The 276-nt window shown below is 43.1% G+C and carries 1 protein-coding gene; it reads right to left on the reverse strand.

The window, feature by feature from the left end:
* Positions 1-227 (reverse strand): helix-turn-helix domain-containing protein (locus BN338_RS09380; protein WP_039761507.1); only part of this gene is annotated, 227 nt, incomplete at its 3' end.
* Positions 228-276: the final 49 nt, after the last annotated feature.

Genomic DNA, 276 nt, shown 5'->3' on the forward strand with positions numbered 1-276 from the left:
GAAATATCCGAGTAAAAAAAGAAAATAGAGACATCCAGTATATCAGCAATTTCTTGTAAGCGCCCTGCACCAACACGATTGGAGCCTTTTTCATACTTTTGGATTTGTTGGAAGGTCACTCCTAAGCGGTGCCCTAGTTGTTTTTGAGACATTTTCAACATTTCTCTTCTGAAGCGAATTTTTCGCCCTATTGCAATGTCGTTAAAATGTGGATTTTTAGTCTGCACTTTGTGCCCCCTCCGGTTGCGAGCGCCCTCGCATTGGTATTCCGGGAGT

The organism is Bartonella queenslandensis AUST/NH15, from assembly GCF_000312585.1.
Classification (GTDB): domain Bacteria; phylum Pseudomonadota; class Alphaproteobacteria; order Rhizobiales; family Rhizobiaceae; genus Bartonella; species Bartonella queenslandensis_A.